Here is a 17,515-nt window from a genome sequence, read left to right as displayed (position 1 = left end):
CCTATAGTCGAGCGCCCCGGTGCGCAGTTGGGGTGCGCCGGGGACCGACAGGGGGGCAACACCAGATGTTGAGGAACGGCCGAGCCCGGCGCGGGCTCGTGCGCTTCGCCGTGATCGCGGGGGCCGCGATCGCGATGCCGGCGACCGTCCACGCGGCTCCGGGAGTCCCGGTGCCGCCGACGACGGTCTACACCGAGGACTTCGAGAACGTCCCCGACGCGACCAAGGCCTACGCGCTCGACGCGTACACCGGCGCCTCGGGGATGACCTACAGCGCCGATCCGGGCTGGCTTCCGGGCGGCAGCACCTGCAACGGGATCGTGGTCTCGGGCGCCACGACCGACGCCAACGGCAACGTCTGCGGCTTCTACGCCCAGATCAAGTCGCTGGGGAACGTCCTCGGCAGCGTCAACGGCAGCTCGCCGACCCAGGACAACCAGGTCCTCTCGGCGTACACCTCGAACAACCCGGGCGTCGACGCGGTCCAGTTCGAGACCGGTTCGCCGATTCCGCTGGTCAGCTCCGGCGGGCGCTTCATCACCTTCTCCGTCAACGCCGCGGCGATCAACTGCCAGGCGCCGGGCGGCGGACCGGTCGGCCGCCGGGGCGCGCCGCTGTTCAAGTTCTACCTGCTGGATCCGGCCAGCCCGGGCAGCGAGATCGCGACCTTCACCGACCCGATCGTGCCCTGCGCGCCCGGCGCCAGCAGCGGCGCGGGCAGCTTCCCGTCCGACAGCGCGGTGCTCTTCAACGGCCCCTCGCTGGGGCTGCGGATGCGCAACGGCAACGGCAACGGCGGCGGCAACGACGCGGCGATCGACGACATCAAGGTCCTCGACGCGACCCCGTCGCTCGACAAGTCCTTCACGCCCGACCACGTCCTGACCAACGAGGTCTCGACGCTGAAGTTCACGGTCACCAACACCTCGGAGCTGGCGGCGAAGCCGGGCTGGTCGTTCAGCGACGCGCTGCCCGGGGCGGTGCGGGTGGCCGGCGCGGCGACCACCACCTGCAGCAACGGCAGCCTCAACGCGCCGGTCGGCGGGGCGTCGATCGCCGTCAGCGGCGACCTGACCACCGGCCAGAGCTCGTGCGAGGTCTCGGTGCCGGTCTCGGCCGCGACCGCCGGCACCTACGTCAACGGCCCGTCGAACGTCACCAGCACGGGCCTCAACCCGGTCCCGCCGGCGACGCTGACGGTGACCTCGCCCGACACCGCGCCGCCCGAGTGCACGTTCGTCAAGCAGGGCGTCGGCCTCGACCTGCGGGCCTACATGGACGTCCGCGCCCGTGACCCGCTGAGCGGCATCCAGTCGATCGTGGTCCACTCGACCAACAACGCCAACGTGCCGATCCCGGCCTTCACCCCCGGGACGACCGACTGGATCACCGTCCGCGGCTACGGCGTCGTGCCGCTGATGCCGGCGACGTTCTTCATCCGCGTCACCGACATGGCGGGCAACGTCACGATCTGCGACCCGGTCGCGACGGTCCTCCGCAACGGTCGCGGCGGGCGGGCGACGCGGGTGATCAAGCGGCTGCCCCGCGATGACCGCTGGGTCCGGATCAGCAACGGCCGGCCCGGCGTGCGGACGGTCGAGCTGACCGTCAACGGCAAGCGGTTCCGGGTCGGCGGCCTGCGGGCCGGGGCCGAGCGCAAGCTCGACATCCGCCGGGCGCTGAAGTCGCGCAACAACCGCGTGGTCGTGCGCACGCAGGGCCCGCGCGGGGCGATCGCGCTGGTCAGCTTCGCCGACATGTGATCCCCACGGCCGGGGTGGGCGCCGTGCGCGCCCGCCCCGCGCCGGGACGCGCCCCGGCCGGTGGGCGACTACCGTGGAGGCGTGGTCGCCACCCTGCACAACCGCCCCCGGCCGGGCCGTCGAGGCCGCTCATGACCGCCCGCCACGACGGCGGGACGACGCACGAGGCCGCGACCGGGATCGACCCGCGGGAGCTGGAGCGGGCGCTGCGGGTGCTGGAGCAGGTCGAGGCGCTGCCGGTCGACCACCCCGACGCGGTCGCCGTCCAGCGGGCGACGTCGAAGATCTACAAGACGGTCCGCGCCCGCCGCCGCAAGGCCCGGGTCGACGCGATCCGGGCCCACGACGCGGCGATCGACGCCCGCACCGCGACCGCGGCTCCCGGCCGGATCGACGACGAGACGGCGGGGATCCCGCTCGCCTCGACCGCTCCCGGCGCGACCGCGGGCCGGCTCGAGCAGTCGCGCTCCTGCTACATCTGCAAGCAGCACTTCGTCGACGTCGACGCCTTCTACCACCAGCTCTGCCCGCCCTGCGCGGCCAAGAGCCACGCCCGCCGCGACGCCCGCACCGACCTGACCGGCCGCCGCGCGCTGCTGACCGGCGGCAGGGCGAAGATCGGGATGTACATCGCGCTGCGGCTGCTGCGCGACGGCGCCGACCTGACCGTCACCACCCGCTTCCCGCACGACGCGGTCCGGCGCTTCACGGCGATGCCCGACAGCGGCGAGTGGCTGCACCGGCTGCGGATCGTCGGCATCGACCTCCGCGACCCGGCCCAGGTGGTGGCGCTGGCCGACGAGGTCGCCGCCCGCGGGCCGCTCGACATCCTGATCAACAACGCGGCCCAGACCGTCCGCCGCTCGGCCGAGGCCTACGCGCCGCTGGCCCGGGCCGAGCGCGAGCCGCTGCCCGCCGGCCCGCTGCCGGAGATCGTCACCCTCGGCCGCGCCGGCGACGCCCACGCGCTGGCCGACGCCCCGGCCACGGCCCTCGGCGCCGGCGACGGCCATTGGGCGCCGACCCCGCACGCCCTGACCGCGATGGCGCTGGCCTCGCGCTCGGCGACCTTCGAGCGGGTGGCGATGGGGCGGGCGATCGACGCCGGCGGCCTGGTGCCGGACCTCCACGACAGCAACAGCTGGGTCCAGACGGTCGGCGAGGTCGACCCGATCGAGCTGCTCGAGGTCCAGCTCTGCAACGCGACCGCGCCCTTCATCCTCGTCAGCCGCCTGCGGCCGGCGATGGCCGCGTCGCCGGCCCGCCGCAAGTACGTGGTCAACGTCTCGGCGATGGAGGGCCAGTTCAGCCGCGGCTACAAGGGCCCGGGCCATCCCCACACGAACATGGCGAAGGCGGCGCTGAACATGCTGACGCGGACCAGCGCCAAGGAGATGCTGGAGGCCGACGGGATCCTGATGACCGCCGTCGACACCGGCTGGATCACCGACGAGCGGCCGCACCCGCAGAAGCAGCGGATGGCGTCGATCGGCTTCCACGCGCCGCTCGACCTGGTCGACGGCGCGGCGCGGGTCTACGACCCGATCGTGCGCGGCGAGGCGGGCGAGGACCTCTACGGCTGCTTCCTCAAGGACTACGAGCCCTCGCCCTGGTAGGACGCGGGCTTCCGGCCTGCGTACGCCGGTCCCGCCTTCTTGATCGGGACCTACAAGATCTGATACAACTCCACTCAGATGTTGATCCGCCGGCTGGCGGACGACGAAGCCCGCCTCTCGCCGGGACGGGCCCTGAGACGACACGCATCAGCAAGAGGAACCGCCATGGGCAAGATCATCGGCATCGACCTGGGCACGACCAACTCGTGCATGGCCGTCCTGGAGGGCGGCGAGCCGACCGTCATCGAGAACGCCGAGGGTGGCCGGACGACCCCGTCCGTGGTCGCCTTCGCGAAGGGCGAGCGGCTGGTCGGCGCGGTCGCCAAGCGCCAGGCCGTCACCAACCCGACGAACACGATCTCGTCGGTCAAGCGCTTCATGGGCCGCAAGGAGGCCGAGGTCCACGAGGAGGAGGCGATCGTCCCGTACAAGGTCGTCGCCGGTCCCAACGGGGACGCCCGGATCGAGGCCGAGGGCAAGCAGTACAGCCCGCCGGAGGTTTCCGCGATCACGCTCGCGAAGCTGAAGGCCGACGCCGAGGCGTACCTGGGCGAGTCGGTCGACGGCGCGGTCATCACCGTCCCGGCCTACTTCAACGACGACCAGCGGCAGGCGACCAAGGACGCCGGCAAGATCGCCGGCCTCGACGTCAAGCGGATCATCAACGAGCCGACCGCCGCGTCGCTCGCCTACGGCCTCGACAAGGAGGCCGACCAGACGATCCTCGTCTTCGACCTCGGCGGCGGCACCTTCGACGTGTCGGTGCTGGAGATCGGCGACGGCGTCTTCGAGGTCAAGTCGACCGCGGGCGACAACCACCTCGGCGGCGACAACTTCGACAAGGCGATCGTCGACTGGCTCGCCGGCGAGTTCAAGAAGGACCAGGGGATCGACCTCAAGGCCGACCCGATGGCCCTCCAGCGGCTGTTCGAGGCCGCCGAGAAGGCGAAGATCGAGCTCTCCTCGGCGCAGGAGACGCAGATCAACCTGCCCTTCATCACCGCCGACGCCTCGGGCCCGAAGCACCTCGACGTGCGGCTGACCCGCGCCAAGCTGACCGAGCTGGCCTCGAGCCTGCTCGACCGCCTGGTCGCCCCGGTCCGCCAGGCGCTCGACGACGCCAAGGAGAAGGGCGCCGCGACGATCGACCACGTCGTCCTCGTCGGCGGCATGACCCGGATGCCGGCCGTCCAGGACAAGGTCAAGGAGCTGACCGGCAAGGACCCGCACCGCGGCGTCAACCCGGACGAGGTCGTCGCGATCGGCGCCGCCGTCCAGGCCGGCGTGCTCGCCGGCGACGTCAAGGACGTCCTGCTGCTGGACGTCACCCCGCTGACGGTCGGCATCGAGACCAAGGGCGGCGTGATGACCAAGCTGATCGAGCGCAACACCACGATCCCGACCCGCAAGAGCGAGATCTTCTCGACCGCCGACGACAACCAGCCGTCGGTCGAGATCCACGTCCTCCAGGGCGAGCGCGAGATGGCGACCTACAACAAGTCGCTCGGCAAGTTCCAGCTGACCGGGATCCCGCCCGCCCCCCGCGGCGTGCCGCAGATCGAGGTCACCTTCGACATCGACGCCAACGGCATCCTCAACGTGTCGGCGAAGGACCTCGGCACCGGCAAGGAGCAGAAGATCGAGATCAAGGCCGGCGGCGGCCTCTCGGACGAGGAGATCCAGCAGATGGTCTCCGACGCCGAGTCGCACGCCGAGGAGGACCGCAAGGCGCGCGAGCTGGCCGAGGCCCGCAACGTCGCCGAGCAGGGCGCCTACCAGGCCGAGAAGCAGCTGACCGACCTCGGCGAGCAGATCGACGAGACGTCGCGCAAGGAGATCGAGGACGCGATCAAGGGCGTCCGCGAGGCTCTCGACGGCGGCGACGCCGACGCGATCAACGCCAAGCGCGAGGCGCTCGAGCAGGCCTTCCACAAGGTCTCCGAGCAGCTCTACCAGCGCGCCCAGGAGCAGCAGGCCGCGCAGGCCGACGGCGCTGCGGCGGGCGGCTCCGGCGACGACGACGTCGAGGACGTGGTCGACGCCGAGGTCGTGGACGAGAAGTAGCCGACGCCACCCGCCGAGCGAGGAGCACGCATGAGCGAGCAGCCCCAGACGGCCGGCGACGCCCCGTCGCCGGTCGACCCGGCCGCGGACGCCGAGGGCCTGGCGACCGAGGCGGCGACCCCGGAGACCGGCACCCCGGTCGACCCGCAGTCGGCCGCCGGCGAGACCGCCGCCGCGGCCGACGAGGCCCGCGCCGGCGGGTCGGCGGAGGCCGGCGCCGACGGCGCGCCGGCCGCCGAGGCCGAGGCCGAGCCCGCGGCCGAGGTCGAGGAGCCGGACTGGAAGGACAAGTACGTGCGGGCCGTGGCCGAGCTCGACAACGTCCGCAAGCGGGCCCGCCGCGACGCCGCGGCGGGCGAGCTGCGCGGCGTCTCGCGGCTGGCCCGCGAGCTGCTGCCGGCGCTCGACAACCTCGACCGGGCGCTGGCCCACCTGAGCGAGGCGCCCGAGGCCGGCGACCAGCAGATCGTCGACGGGCTGCGGATCGTCCACCGCGAGCTGCACGGCGCCCTGGCCCAGGCCGGGATCGAGTCCTACGACCCGACCGGCGAGGAGTTCGATCCCCGCTTCCACGAGGCGCTCAGCCAGCAGCCGGCGCCCGAGGGCACGCTGCCGGGGACGGTCGTGACCGTCTACCAGGCGGGCTACCGCCTGCGCGACGACGTGCTGCGGCCGGCGAAGGTGATCGTGGCGGGGTAGATGGCCACCCGACAGGACAACACGCCGGACCTCTACGCGGTCCTGGGCGTCGACAAGAAGGCGACGCCGGAGGAGATCAAGAAGGCGTACCGCAAGCTCGCCCGCGAGTACCACCCGGATCGCAATCCGGGCGACACCGCGGCCGAGGAGCGGTTCAAGCAGGTCTCCGCGGCGCACGACATCCTGTCCGACGCCGAGAAGCGCAAGGAGTACGACCGGGCCCGCTCGTTCGGCGGGCTCGGCGGGGCGTTCTCGACCGGGGGCGCCGGGTTCGACTTCGGCGACAGCGGGATCGGGGACATCCTCGGCCAGGTCTTCGGCAACCGCGGCGGCGGGGCGCAGCAGCGCACCCGGCGTCCGAACGTCCAGCGCGGGCGCGACCTCGAGGCCGAGGTCACGCTCTCGTTCCGGCAGGCGATGGACGGCGCCCAGATCCCGCTCAGCGTGCGGACCACCGCCACCTGCGGCACCTGCGCCGGCACCGGCGCGAAGCCGGGCACCAGCCCGACGATCTGCCCCCGCTGCCAGGGCCGCGGGGTCGAGTCGCAGGGCCAGGGGCTGTTCTCGATCAGCCAGCCCTGCGGCCGCTGCCACGGCTCCGGGACCGTGATCGAGGACCCCTGCCCGACCTGCAACGGCGAGGGCGCGGTCCATACCACCAAGCGCTACCGCGTCAACGTGCCGCCCGGGGTCAAGGAGGGCTCGCGGGTGCGGCTGGCCGGCAAGGGCCAGGCGGGCCGCAACGGCGGGCCGCCCGGCGACCTCTTCGTGATCACCCACGTGCGGCCGTCCGAGGTCTTCGAGCGCAAGGGCGACGACGTCGAGGTGACCGTCCCGCTGTCGATCGCCGAGGCCGTCCGGGGCTCCGACATCGAGGTCCCGACGCTCGACGGCCGCAAGAAGCTGCGGGTCGCGCCCGGCACCAAGCACGGCACCCTCCAGCGGCTGCGCGGCGAGGGGCCGCCGCGGCTCGGCGGCGGCGGCCGCGGCGACATCCGCTACCGGTTCGTGATCGAGGTTCCGGAGCCGTCCAGCGACGAGCAGCGGGAGGCGGTCGACCAGCTCGCCGGGCTCTTCCCCGCCGCCAGCCGTGAGAGGCTGTTCAAGGAGTCCTGATGGCCGAGGAACGCCCGAAGCGGGGGACGCGCACCACCACCACGATCCAGGTCGACGCCGACCGCGGCGTCTTCATGATCTCGGTCGCGGCGGAGCTGGCGGAGATGCACCCGCAGACGCTGCGGATGTACGAGACCCGCGGCCTGATCGAGCCGAAGCGGTCGCCGAAGGGCACCCGGCTCTACTCGCACAGCGACGTCGACCGGCTGCGCCGGATCCAGCAGATGACCAACGAGCTGGGCCTCAACCTGGCCGGGGTCGAGCGGGTGCTGGAGCTGGAGATCGAGCTCGAGCGGGAGAAGCGGCGCTACGCCGAGGCCGCGGCGCGGCTGGAGCAGCTGCAGCGCGAGACGGTCGAGATGCGCGACCGGCTGCAGGCGGAGATGCAGGCCGAGCTGGCCAAGCTCCGCCAGCGGACGGAGATCGTCCCCTACCGCCAGAGCACCGAGGTCGTGCCCGCCCGCCCGTCGCTGCGGATCCGGATCGAGCGCGAGGGCGACTGACGCCCCGCGGGCCGTGGACGGCGTCCGCCGGCGGCTAGGGGGAGCCCCCCCCAGGATCGTCCAGGTGCGGCCCAGAACCGGGTCCGTCTGCATTAGGGTGGCGCGCACCCGCTGCCCAGCACGCGCCAGGACGTCCCATGAGCACCGCCGAGACCCAGAATCCACCCCCGCCGCTGGCCGTCGGTTCGACGCTGGACGCCGGCTTCGCGCTGCTGCGCCGCCACGCCCGGCCGCTGCTGCTGCCGCAGCTGGCGCTGAACCTGGTGGCGATGGTGATCGCCGTGATCGTCGGCGTCGTCGGCTGGCTGTCGCTGGGCGACGTCGCCACCACGCTCGAGACCCGCCGCGAGAGCTCGTTCTTCGGCGACAGCAGCCTCGAGGTCTACGAGGTCCCCGACTTCACCGACGGCCAGACGGTGGTCGTCGTGATCGCGGTGACGATCATCGCGATCATCCTCGCCTGGGCGACGATCGCCGCCTACGTCTCGGTCGTCCGCGGCGCCGAGCGGGCGCTGGCCGGCGAGCCGGCGCTGCCGCTGAAGGCCGCCGTCCGCCAGGCGCTGCGCGCGGTGCCGAAGCTGTTCGTGCTCGGGATCGTCTTCGCGATCGGCTGGATCATCTTCTTCTTCGGCCTGGTGCTGGTGGTGGCGATCGTCGCCGAGGCCTCGAGCGGCCTGGCGGTGATCGTCGGGATCGCGGCCTTCTGCCTGCTCGTCTACGTCGGGGTGCGCCTCTTCCTGTGGCCGGTCGTGCACCTCTCGGAGGGGCTGGGGATGGCCTCGTTCGGCCGCGCGTGGCAGATCAGCCGTGGGCGCTTCTGGGCCCTCTTCGGGGTCCTGGTGCTGGTCTCGATCGTGGTCGGGGTGATCAACTTCGTGGTCACGATGGTCCTGCAGCTGGCCGTCGGCGGGCTGTTCGCGCTCGACGACACCGCCGGTGCCGTGGCGCTGGCCCCGTACATCGTGCTGGTGGTCCTCTTCAGCCTCGTCTTCGTGGCCGCCTACGTCGCGCCGGTGGTGGTCGCGCACCGGACGCTGGCCGGCACCGACACCGCCTCGCTGTGGCGGGCGGCGGAGGAGATGCAGCGGCCGGCCGAGCCGGACGCCTTCGGCCGCGCGCCCGAGGCCGGCAGCGGCCCGTGGGCGACCGCCGAGCCGGGCAGCTGGGCGCCGGGCGGCGAGGGCGGCCCGCCGCCGTCGTCGGGCGGCGATCCCGCGGCCCCCGGCGGCGAGCCGGACGCGGGCGGGACGGGCGGCGGCTGGGCCCGCCCCTCCGATCCGTCCGGGGAGTGAGGGCGGCGGCGCGAGCCCGGCCGGGCGGTCGCCGCGGGCTCGCGGCGGCGGTCGCGCTGCTGCTCGCGCTGGCCGGACCGGCCGTCGTCGCGCCGGGGCCCGCGGTCGCGGCCGACGTCCCGGTCCAGGCCGCCGGCGACCTGACCCCGACCGCGGCCGAGCGCGGCGAGGCCGACCGCCTGCGCCGGACCGCCCGTGAGCTGACCGGCCGCGGGCCCGACGCCCGCGACCGCGGCGACGCGATCGACCGGCTCGGCGACGGTTCCGGCGGCAGCGGCTGGGCCTGGCGGCTGCTGGCGGTGGTGGTGATCGCGGCGCTGGTGCTGCTGGCCGTCCGCCTGGCCCGGCGCGGCCCGCGACGGCGGCCGACGGCGGTCCGTCCGGCTGCGGCGTCCGGGCCCGACCTGGCGGCGCTCGACCGCGCCGCCGACGCCGCCGAGGCGGCCGGCGAGCACGAGCGCTCGGTGGTGCTGCGGTTCCGCGCCGGCACCCTGCGGCTGCTCGACCGCGGCCTGCTGCGCCCGGCGGCGGCGCGGACCGCCGGCCAGGTCGCGCGCGGCGTCGAGCACCCCGCGATCGGCCCGCTCGCCGCCGACTACGACCGCGCCGCCTACGGCAGCCACGGCGTCGACGCCGACGCCAGCCGGGCCGCGCGCGAGGGCTGGCGGTCGGTCCTGGCCGAGCACGGCGAGGAGCAGCGGCCGTGAAGCTGCGGGCGCTGCTGTCGGTCGTCGGGCTGGTGCTGGTGGTCCTGATCGTGCTCGGGCTCTTCGGCAGCGGCGGCGAGGATCCGCCGCCGCGCAACGGCTGGAACAGCGCCGAGGACCGGGGCCTGGCCGGCTGGCGGGCGCTGCTGCGGCACGAGGGCGTCGGGGTGCGGGTGGCCGAGGTCGACGCCGACCGGCTGCGGCTGCTGCCCCGCACCACCTACCTGTTCGCCGAGGGCGACCTCGACCGCGACCGCGCCCGGCGGGTGCTGCGCGAGGCCCGCCGCGGGGCCCGGGTCGTCGCCGCCGGCCGCGACGCGATCGTGCTCGGCCGCGCGCTCGGGCTGCCGCTGGCCTCGGCGTCCGGCGGCCCGGTCGCGCGGCGGGCTCGCCGCAGTCCCGAGACCCGCTCGGTCGACCGGGTCGCCACCGGCCGCGGCGCGGTCGCCTGGCCCGGCAGCGAGCACGCGCTGTGGGCGCTGGTGACCGCCGGCGTCGGCGACGTCCTCCACGATCCGCCGGTGGTGGTGGGTCAGGCGCGGGTCGGCGAGGGCACGCTGCTGCTGCTGGCCAGCCGCCGGCCCGTCGAGAACGGCGGCCTCGGAGTCGACGACAACGCCGCGCTCGCCGTCGGCCTGGCCGGACGCGGGCGGGTGGTCGCGCTGCGCGTCCGCGACGGCGCGGCGACCGCCGCCGGCGTCTCGCCGCGGGTCGGCGTGGTGCTGGCGCTGCTGGTCCTGGCCGGGGTCGCGGCGCTGCTCTCCCGCGGCCGCCGGCTCGGGCCCGCCGTCGCCCCCGACGAGGACCCGGCGCCGAGCCGCTCGGCCTACGTCGACGCGCTGGCCGCCGCGCTGGCCCGCACCCGCGACCGCGACGCCGCGCTGCGTCCGACCCGCGAGCGGGCGCGGGCGATCCTGCGGCGGCGGGTCGGCCTGGAGCCGGACGCCGGCCCGCCCGAGCTCGAGGCCGCCGCGCTGCGGGCCGGGCTCGAGCCGGCGGCGGCGCGGGCCCTGGCCGGCACCGGAACGACTCCCGATCCTCGCGCCGCCGGGCAGGCCCTGGCGGCACTCGAACAGCGAACGACCCCTGGAGGTCCCCGATGAACGAGCTCGTGACCGCCCTCCGCGACGAGGTCGGCCGGGTCGTCCGCGACGCCGACCGGACCGTCGAGCTGCTGGTCGCCGCCGCCGCGCTCGGCGGCCACGTGCTGCTGGAGGGACCGCCGGGGGTGGCGAAGACGCTGACCGCGACGACGCTGGCCCGCGCGCTCGACGTCGACGCGGCGCGGATCCAGCTGACGCCCGACATGCTGCCGTCGGACATCACCGGCACCGTCGCCCTGCGCGGCGGCGAGCTGGTCTTCCGTCCCGGGCCGGTCTTCGCCAACCTGCTGATCGCCGACGAGATCAACCGGACCCCGCCGAAGACCCAGTCGGCGCTGCTGGAGGCGATGCAGGAGGGCGCGGTGACCGTCGACGGCACCCGCCACGCGCTGCCCGACCCGTTCCTGCTGGTGGCGACCCAGAACCCGGTCGAGCACGAGGGCACCTACCCGCTGCCGGAGGCCCAGCTCGACCGCTTCCTGCTGCGGATCCGGGTCGGCTACCCCGACGAGGCGGCCGAGCGCGAGATCGTCGGCGCGGCTCGCGACGGGCTGCGGCCGGCCGCCTTCGAGGAGGTCCGCGCCGTCGCCGGGCCGGAGCAGCTGCGGGCGGCGCGGGCGCTGGTCGCCGAGACCTACGTCCACGGCGACGTCGCCGGCTACGCGGTCGCGATCGTGCGCGCCACCCGCACGCTGCCGAGCGTCGCGCTCGGGGCCAGCCCGCGGGCCGGCGTCCACCTGCTGGCGGCGGCCCAGGCCGCGGCGCGGCTGGCGGGCCGCGACTTCGCGACCCCCGACGACGTCCGCGAGATGGCCGAGCCGGTGCTCGCCCACCGCCTGGTCCTGAGCCCCGAGGCGGAGCTGGAGGGCACCCGCGACGTCGACGCGGTGGCGGCCGCCCTGGCCACCGTCCCGGTCCCGGTCTCGTCGTGAGCCCGGCGGTCGCGATCCTCGCAACGGGCCCGGCGTGAGCCCGACGCCGCGCGTCGCGATCGCGCTCGCCGCCTGCGGCGTGCTGGCGATCCTGCTGCCCGGCTGGCTCTGCCTGCTGCTGGCGGCGCTGGTGGCGGCGGCGACGGTGGTCGACGGGCTGCTGGCCCGCCGCGACCCGCCGCGGCTGCGGGTCGTCGCGCCGGCGATCGCCCCCCGCGGGCTGCCGGTGGCGGTGACGGTGACCCCCGAGCGGGCCGAGCCGCGGCTGCGGCTGCGACTGGCGGGGCTGCCGGCGGTGACGGTCGCCGACGGCGACGGGCGCGGCGCGCTCGACGCGCGGGTGACGGCGCTGCGCCGCGGTCACCACCGGCTGCCGGCGCCGGTCGCACGGCGGACCGGGCCGCTGCGGCTGGGGCGCTGGGACCACGCCGGCGCGGCGGCGGTCGAGCTGCGGGTGCTGCCCGACTACCGGACCGCCCAGCGGCTGGCGGTGGCGATCCGCTCCGGCCGCGCCACCAGCGGCCTGCGGCGGCAGGGGCCGCTGGGGCTGGGGACCGATTTCGACCACGTCCGCGACTACGCGCCCGAGGACGACATCCGGCAGGTCAACTGGCGCGCCAGCGAGCGGGTCGGGCGGCCGATGAGCAACCAGCGGCGGGTCGAGTCCGACCGCGACGTGGTGCTGCTGGTCGACGCCGGCCGGCTCGGCGCGGCGCCGGCGGGGGCCGAGGACGGGGCGCGGCTGCTCGACCGCTGGCTCGACGCCGCGGCCGCCGTCGCCGCGACCGCCGACGCGCTCGACGACCACGTCGGCGCGGTCGCCTACGACGAGCGGATCCGGCGCCGGCTGGCCCCGCGGCGAGCCGGCGGCGACGCGGTCGTACGGGCCCTCCACGACCTCGAGCCGCGGCCGGTCGACAGCGACCACGCGCGGGCCTTCCAGGCCGTCGGCGGCACCCGCCGGGCGTTCGTCCTGGTCCTCACCGACCTGCTCGACGAGGCCGCCGCCGGCCCGCTGCTGGAGGCCGCGCCGGTGCTCGCCCGCCGCCACGCGCTCTGCGTCGCCGCGGTCGAGGAGCCGCGCCTGCGGCGGCTGGCGACGGCGGCCCCCGACGACGAGCTGGCCGCGCTCTCGCAGGCGGTCGCGGTCGAGGTCCGGGCCGCCCGCGACGCCGCGGCCGCCCGCCTGCGCGCGACCGGGGCGATGGTCCTGACCGCTCCGCCCGAGGTGCTGCCGACCGCCTGCGTCCACGCCTACCTGCGGGCCAAGCGGCGGGTGGCGCTCTAGCCGGGCGCGATCCGCCCGAGCGCCGCCGTCACCCGCTCCAGCACCTCCGGGTCGGCGCGGTAGAGCCGGTACCGACCCTGCCGCTCCAGCACCAGCAGCCCGGTCTTGCGCAGGACCTTGAGGTGCTCGGAGACGCTCGGCGCGGTCAGGGCCGAACGCTCGACCAGCTCGCCGGCGGTCCGGGGACGCTCCCAGCAGGCGGCCAGCAGCGCCCGCCGCTCCTCGTGGGCGAGGGCCCGCAGCAGCTCGTTGAGGTCGGGGTCGGTCAGCGTTGGATCAGCGTCAGGAGGTTGCCCGCCGGGTCGCGGACCTGGGCCTTGACGACCCAGCCGTTGTCGGTCGGCGGCATCGCGAGGGCGCCGCCGTGCGCGACGGCCGCCGCCACGGTCGCGTCGAGGTCGTCGACGGTGACGCCGATCGTGATCGACGGCTCGTCGGCCTCGACCAGCGCGCCGTCGGCGCTGCCGGCGGGGGTGGTGATCCCGGAGTATCCCGGCCCCCGCGACTGGACGTCCCAGCCGAGGGTCGGGCCGTAGAAGCCGGCGAGGGCGGTCAGGTCGGGACCGGCGATGTCGACGTGCGCGATGCCGCCGTGAAGGTGCGCGTGGCTCATCGCCGGGACAATACTTCGGGAAGTCCCGAAATGTCAGGCCGGGGCCGGCTGCGGCAGCGCGGCCAGCCCGTCGGGCGGCGGCTCCGGGGCGGCCTCCGGCGGCGGCTCCGCGGCCGGCCGCCGGCCGCGGACGCGGATCAGCGTCCAGTAGACCGCCGCGGCGCCGAGGCCGATCGCGGCCACGGCCAGCGCCGGCCAGCCGGCGGGCGAGACGAAGCCCTCCAGCAGGCCGCAGATCACCAGCACCGGCGCGGTTCCGACGATCGCGCCGATCGCCGGGCGCGCGCGGTCGCGGACGGCCAGCCGCCGCGGCCGCTCGCCCGGCTCGACGATCGACCAGCCGACCGCCATCCCGGCCGCACCGGCGACGACGATGCAGCTCAGCTCGAGCACGCCGTGGGCGGTCACCAGCCGCAGCACCGTCCCGAGGTGGTCGTTGGCCGCCGCCAGCCCCAGCACCGCGCCGAGGATCGCGCCGTTGTAGGCCAGCAGCAGCACCCCGGGCAGCACGCAGCCGGCGCCGGCGACGAAGGCCATGAAGGTGACGCGGATGTTGTTCGTGAACAGCTGCGACGAGAAGGCCGCCGACTCCGACGAGCTGAGCCCGCGGTCGAGGCTCGGCGGCGCCGCGCCGTCGATGAAGTCGCCGGGCACGATCGCCGCCGCCACCGCCGGATCGAGCGCCGCCCAGACCCCGACCACGATCGCCGGCAGCAGCAGCGCCGCCGCGCTCAGTCCCAGCCAGCCGCCGAGGTCGCGGACCAGCCGCCAGTAGCCGCGGACCACGAACGCCCGCAGCGACGGCCGCGGGCCGCTGCGGGCGTAGACCAGCGCCCGCGCGCGCCGCACCAGCTGCTCCAGTCGCGCCACCACCGGATCGCCGGGGAACGCCCGCCGCGCGTAGGCCAGATCGGCCGCCGCCCCGCGGTAGGCGGCCCCCAGCTGGAGGACGCCGTCCGCGCCGAGCCGCTCGGGACGCGAGCCGGCCCGCCGCAGCAGGGCCTCCAGCCGGTCCCACGAGGGGCCGCGATCGTCGAGGAAGCGGGATAGGGTCACCGCGTGGACGACTATCAGGACCGGCTCGCGATCACCACCCCGGAGGGTGTCGAGCTGCAGCTGGAGCTGGCCGGTCCCGGCACCCGGATCGTCAGCGGACTGGCCGATCTGGTCCTGCAGCTGGTCGTCGCGGTGATCGGCCTGGTGGTGCTGGGAGCCCTCTCGGAGGACATCGGCGACGACTGGACGATCGCGATCGCGTCGGTGCTCGCGTTCCTGCTGATCTTCTTCTGGGACGTCGCCTGGGAGCTGGCCAACGACGGCCGCACGCCGGGCAAGGCCGCGCTCGGCCTGCGGGTGGTGCGCGACGACGGCCGCCGCGTCGACCCGGCGTCGAGCGTGGTCCGCAACCTGCTGCGGATCATCGAGCTGCCGCTGGCCTACGCCCCGGGGATCGCAATGGTCACCCTCACCCGCCGCCACCAGCGGGTCGGCGACCTGCTCGGCGGCACGTTGGTGGTGCGCGAGCCGCGGCGGGCCTCGGTCGCGCTCGGCCGCCCCGCCGCGACCGCCGCCCCGGCGACCCCGGCCGTCGACGATCAGGCCGCGCCGCGGCTCGACACGGCCGCCCTCACCGACCACGACCGCTCGACCGCGCGCGCCTTCGCCGCTCGCCACGCGACCCTCGACCCGGCAGAGCGCGAGCGGCTGGCGGCGGCGATCGGCGGCGCCCTCCGCCAGCGGGTCGGCGGCGTCCCGCCCGACCTCAGCGACGAGCAGCTGGTGCTGGCGGTGGCGCGGGGGACGTCGCTGCGGGGATGACCCCGAGCCGCGCCGCGACCGCCACCGCGGCCAGCGCGACGACCGTCCCCACCGCCCAGCCGCCGAGCACGTCGGTCGGACTGTGGACCCCGAGTAGCACGCGGCTGATCCCGACCGCCACCACCGCCGCGACGGCGACCGCGGCCGCCCGCCGGTGGCCGTGCGCACGCAGCACCAGCGCCAGCGCGATCCAGGCCGCCGCGGCCTGCTGCGAGTGGCCCGAGGGGTAGCCGCTGGTCGTCTCGACCACGCGGTGCAGGTCGAGCGGTGGCCGCGGCCGGTCGACGACGTCCTTCAGCGGCGGCACCAGCGCCGCCCCGATCCCGAGCGAGAGCGGGGCCACCAGCGCCGCCGTGCGGCCGAGCACGCCGGTTGCCACCAGCGCCAGCAGCAGCACCACCAGCAGCGCGATCACCACCCGTCCGTCGCCGAGCAGCGTGATCGCCTTCGCCAGCGACACCAGCCCCTGCGAGCGGTGGTCGGCCGCCCACTGGACGACGTGGGCGTCGGCGCGGGTGACCGGGTTGTCGCCGCCGACGACGAACCCGAGCACGACGGCCAGCAGCGTCAGCAGCGCCGCCGCGGGCGCCGCGCCCCGCGGCAGCGCCGATCGCCCGACCGCGGCCGGCCGGCGACCGGCGGCGCTCATCGCGCCGGCGATCCGCTGGTCGTCGCCGCCGGCGGGTCGACGGTGGTGGTCGGGTCGACGTGGCCGCGGGCGTCGCCGAGCAGCCGGCCCTCGGGATCGATCGGAACCGCGGCGGCGCCGAAGTCGGCGGCCGAGAGCGAGGCCACGCGGTCGATCGCGATCCGCGCCGGGTCGGGCTCGGGCAGGCCCTTGCCGACCAGCCGCAGCGGCACCAGCCGGCCGCCGATCGCGCGTCCGTCGGGCGCCAGCCGCACCCGCAGGATCCCGCTCAGCGCCATCGGGCCGTGGACCGAGAAGTTGTCGTAGCCGGCGAAGTTGCCCAGCGAGTAGGCGATCAGCCGGTCGCGGTAGACCTCCATCCCCCGCAGCACGTGCGGCCCGGCGCCGAGCACCAGGTCGGCGCCGGCGTCGATCGCGGTCCGGGCGAAGGCGCGGACGTCGCCCCGCTGCTCGCCGTAGGCGGTCTCCATCCCGGCCGGGGTCCGCTGGGCGCCGGCGCCCTCGGCCCCGGCGTGGAAGGTCACGACGACGGTGTCGGCCTTGGCCGCCGCCTCGCCGACGAAGCTGCGGATCGCCGCCGGGTCGTTGATCGGCGACGCCCACGGATAGGCGGCGAAGCCGACCACGGCGACCGTCCGCCCGCGGGTCCGCAGGAGCGTGATCTCGCCCGGGCGGCCGTTGTAGCGGACGCCGGCCGCGTCGAGCGCGCGGGTCGTCTGGGCCATCCCGGCGCCGCCGGCGTCCCAGGCGTGGTTGTTGGCCAGGCTGACCAGGTCGAAGCCGGCCGCCCGCAGCGCGGCGGCGTTCTGGGGCGGGGCCTGGAAGGCGAAGCAGGTGGCGGACTTGGTCGTCGCCGGGCACTTGGTGGCGCCGCCGGTGCCGAAGGTGCCCTCGAGGTTGCCGAGCACCAGGTCGCCGCCGAGCTGGCCCTGGACGCCGGCCAGCATCGTGCTGGCGTTCGCGGGCGGCAGGCCACGGCTCGACCCGAGCGTGGTGTCGCCGACCCAGGCGATCTCGATCGGCGGCGCCGGCCGCTTCGGGGCGGCGGCGCGGGCCCCGGCGACGGCGCCGGGCGCACCGGGATCGCCCTGCGAGGCGGCCCGCAGCGCCAGCACCACCGCCGCCAGCAGCAGGATCGCGATCGCGCTGCGGCGGCGGACCGCGGCCCGCCGACGGGCGGCGGCGTCGCGGCGGGCGCGGCGCGGGTCGGGGGCGGGACGACGGGGACGGGGACGGGGAGGGGCCATCGACCGTCTGGGTTGGGGGCCCGGCGGCCGGCCCCTTGCTCCTGCAGCCGGTCTTGCCGTCCGCGCACGCGCTCGTGCAGCGGATCGCTTGACATGAGTTCAGTC

Annotated in this window: 17 protein-coding genes; 12 read left to right on the top strand and 5 right to left on the bottom strand. The window is 75.8% G+C overall.

Translation table 11 applies throughout. The features are described 5' to 3' along the window. The first annotated feature begins 98 nt into the window (after window positions 1-98). The 11 genes from SH587_RS18750 to SH587_RS18700 all read left to right on the top strand — a co-directional run bounded on the left by SH587_RS18750 (window position 99) and on the right by SH587_RS18700 (window position 13,083). The gene (locus tag SH587_RS18750) at window positions 99-1,763 is read left to right on the top strand and encodes a DUF7933 domain-containing protein (protein ID WP_320672178.1); all 1,665 of its coding nucleotides are present in this window, start codon (window positions 99-101) and stop codon (window positions 1,761-1,763) included. A 131-nt stretch (window positions 1,764-1,894) separates the two neighbouring features. Then, on the top strand, window positions 1,895-3,379 hold the full coding sequence (locus SH587_RS18745) for an SDR family NAD(P)-dependent oxidoreductase (protein ID WP_320672177.1): 1,485 nt from the start codon (window positions 1,895-1,897) through the stop codon (window positions 3,377-3,379). 165 nt (window positions 3,380-3,544) lie between these two features. Continuing rightward, window positions 3,545-5,443, top strand: coding sequence for a molecular chaperone DnaK (gene dnaK / locus SH587_RS18740; RefSeq protein ID WP_320672176.1), 1,899 nt, complete (start codon window positions 3,545-3,547; stop codon window positions 5,441-5,443). Between the two features lie 30 nt (window positions 5,444-5,473). After that, window positions 5,474-6,142 carry a nucleotide exchange factor GrpE gene (locus SH587_RS18735; RefSeq protein WP_320672175.1) on the top strand — a complete coding sequence of 223 codons (669 nt, stop codon included), beginning with the start codon at window positions 5,474-5,476 and terminating at the stop codon, window positions 6,140-6,142. After that, complete coding sequence (gene dnaJ / locus SH587_RS18730) at window positions 6,143-7,258, top strand: molecular chaperone DnaJ (RefSeq protein WP_320672174.1); 1,116 nt, start codon at window positions 6,143-6,145, stop codon at window positions 7,256-7,258. Beyond that, window positions 7,258-7,761, top strand: a complete 504-nt coding sequence (locus SH587_RS18725; protein ID WP_320672173.1) for a heat shock protein transcriptional repressor HspR — start codon at window positions 7,258-7,260, stop codon at window positions 7,759-7,761. Before dnaJ ends, SH587_RS18725 begins: the two co-directional genes overlap by 1 nt. A gap of 137 nt (window positions 7,762-7,898) precedes the next feature. Beyond that, window positions 7,899-9,053 (top strand): hypothetical protein, encoded by a 1,155-nt coding sequence (locus SH587_RS18720; RefSeq protein ID WP_320672172.1) that lies wholly within the window; start codon window positions 7,899-7,901, stop codon window positions 9,051-9,053. Beyond that, complete coding sequence (locus tag SH587_RS18715) at window positions 9,050-9,760, top strand: DUF4129 domain-containing protein (protein WP_320672171.1); 711 nt, start codon at window positions 9,050-9,052, stop codon at window positions 9,758-9,760. Before SH587_RS18720 ends, SH587_RS18715 begins: the two co-directional genes overlap by 4 nt. Next, window positions 9,757-10,863 (top strand): DUF4350 domain-containing protein, encoded by a 1,107-nt coding sequence (locus SH587_RS18710; protein ID WP_320672170.1) that lies wholly within the window; start codon window positions 9,757-9,759, stop codon window positions 10,861-10,863. Before SH587_RS18715 ends, SH587_RS18710 begins: the two co-directional genes overlap by 4 nt. Next, the gene (locus tag SH587_RS18705; protein ID WP_320672169.1) at window positions 10,860-11,795 is read left to right on the top strand and encodes an AAA family ATPase; all 936 of its coding nucleotides are present in this window, start codon (window positions 10,860-10,862) and stop codon (window positions 11,793-11,795) included. Before SH587_RS18710 ends, SH587_RS18705 begins: the two co-directional genes overlap by 4 nt. A 34-nt stretch (window positions 11,796-11,829) precedes the next feature. Beyond that, entirely contained in the window at window positions 11,830-13,083 is a 1,254-nt protein-coding gene (locus tag SH587_RS18700) for a DUF58 domain-containing protein (protein WP_320672168.1), read from the top strand. Here SH587_RS18700 and SH587_RS18695 read toward each other — a convergent pair. The 3 genes from SH587_RS18695 to SH587_RS18685 are packed head-to-tail and all read right to left on the bottom strand — an operon-like array spanning window position 13,080 to window position 14,752. Further along, window positions 13,080-13,325 (bottom strand): ArsR/SmtB family transcription factor, encoded by a 246-nt coding sequence (locus tag SH587_RS18695; protein ID WP_320672250.1) that lies wholly within the window; start codon window positions 13,323-13,325, stop codon window positions 13,080-13,082. The two genes, SH587_RS18700 and SH587_RS18695, sit on opposite strands and share 4 nt — an antisense overlap. 23 nt (window positions 13,326-13,348) lie before the next feature. After that, a complete protein-coding gene (locus tag SH587_RS18690) occupies window positions 13,349-13,696 on the bottom strand; it encodes a VOC family protein (RefSeq protein ID WP_320672167.1) in 348 nt (115 codons plus the stop codon). A gap of 33 nt (window positions 13,697-13,729) precedes the next feature. After that, window positions 13,730-14,752 carry a stage II sporulation protein M gene (locus tag SH587_RS18685; protein WP_320672166.1) on the bottom strand — a complete coding sequence of 341 codons (1,023 nt, stop codon included), beginning with the start codon at window positions 14,750-14,752 and terminating at the stop codon, window positions 13,730-13,732. 3 nt (window positions 14,753-14,755) lie between these two features. Here SH587_RS18685 and SH587_RS18680 point away from each other — a divergent pair, with 3 nt between their 5' ends. Beyond that, complete coding sequence (locus SH587_RS18680) at window positions 14,756-15,514, top strand: RDD family protein (RefSeq protein WP_320672165.1); 759 nt, start codon at window positions 14,756-14,758, stop codon at window positions 15,512-15,514. Here SH587_RS18680 and SH587_RS18675 read toward each other — a convergent pair. Together SH587_RS18675 and SH587_RS18670 are read right to left on the bottom strand one after the other, a co-directional pair. Beyond that, window positions 15,459-16,163 carry a phosphatase PAP2 family protein gene (locus tag SH587_RS18675; RefSeq protein WP_320672164.1) on the bottom strand — a complete coding sequence of 235 codons (705 nt, stop codon included), beginning with the start codon at window positions 16,161-16,163 and terminating at the stop codon, window positions 15,459-15,461. The genes SH587_RS18680 and SH587_RS18675 overlap by 56 nt on opposite strands. Then, on the bottom strand, window positions 16,160-17,410 hold the full coding sequence (locus SH587_RS18670) for a CapA family protein (protein ID WP_320672163.1): 1,251 nt from the start codon (window positions 17,408-17,410) through the stop codon (window positions 16,160-16,162). Before SH587_RS18670 ends, SH587_RS18675 begins: the two co-directional genes overlap by 4 nt. Between the last annotated feature and the right edge of the window lie 105 nt (window positions 17,411-17,515).

The organism is Patulibacter defluvii (assembly GCF_034096925.1).
GTDB classification, from domain to species: Bacteria; Actinomycetota; Thermoleophilia; order Solirubrobacterales; family Solirubrobacteraceae; genus Patulibacter; species Patulibacter defluvii.
The sequence above is the reverse complement of the archived record's forward strand: the minus strand, read 5'-3'. Positions and strand labels throughout refer to the sequence as shown.

Bases quoted from the DNA above. Each gene is read 5' to 3' on its own strand.
- SH587_RS18745 (WP_320672177.1), top strand. From the start codon at position 1,895: ATGACCGCCCGCCACGACGGCGGGACGACGCACGAGGCCGCGACCGGG.
- dnaK (WP_320672176.1), top strand. From the start codon at position 3,545: ATGGGCAAGATCATCGGCATCGACCTGGGCACGACCAACTCGTGCATG.
- SH587_RS18735 (WP_320672175.1), top strand. From the start codon at position 5,474: ATGAGCGAGCAGCCCCAGACGGCCGGCGACGCCCCGTCGCCGGTCGAC.
- dnaJ (WP_320672174.1), top strand. From the start codon at position 6,143: ATGGCCACCCGACAGGACAACACGCCGGACCTCTACGCGGTCCTGGGC.
- SH587_RS18725 (WP_320672173.1), top strand. From the start codon at position 7,258: ATGGCCGAGGAACGCCCGAAGCGGGGGACGCGCACCACCACCACGATC.
- SH587_RS18720 (WP_320672172.1), top strand. From the start codon at position 7,899: ATGAGCACCGCCGAGACCCAGAATCCACCCCCGCCGCTGGCCGTCGGT.
- SH587_RS18705 (WP_320672169.1), top strand. From the start codon at position 10,860: ATGAACGAGCTCGTGACCGCCCTCCGCGACGAGGTCGGCCGGGTCGTC.
- SH587_RS18690 (WP_320672167.1), bottom strand. From the start codon at position 13,696: ATGAGCCACGCGCACCTTCACGGCGGCATCGCGCACGTCGACATCGCC.
- SH587_RS18675 (WP_320672164.1), bottom strand. From the start codon at position 16,163: ATGAGCGCCGCCGGTCGCCGGCCGGCCGCGGTCGGGCGATCGGCGCTG.
- SH587_RS18670 (WP_320672163.1), bottom strand. From the start codon at position 17,410: ATGGCCCCTCCCCGTCCCCGTCCCCGTCGTCCCGCCCCCGACCCGCGC.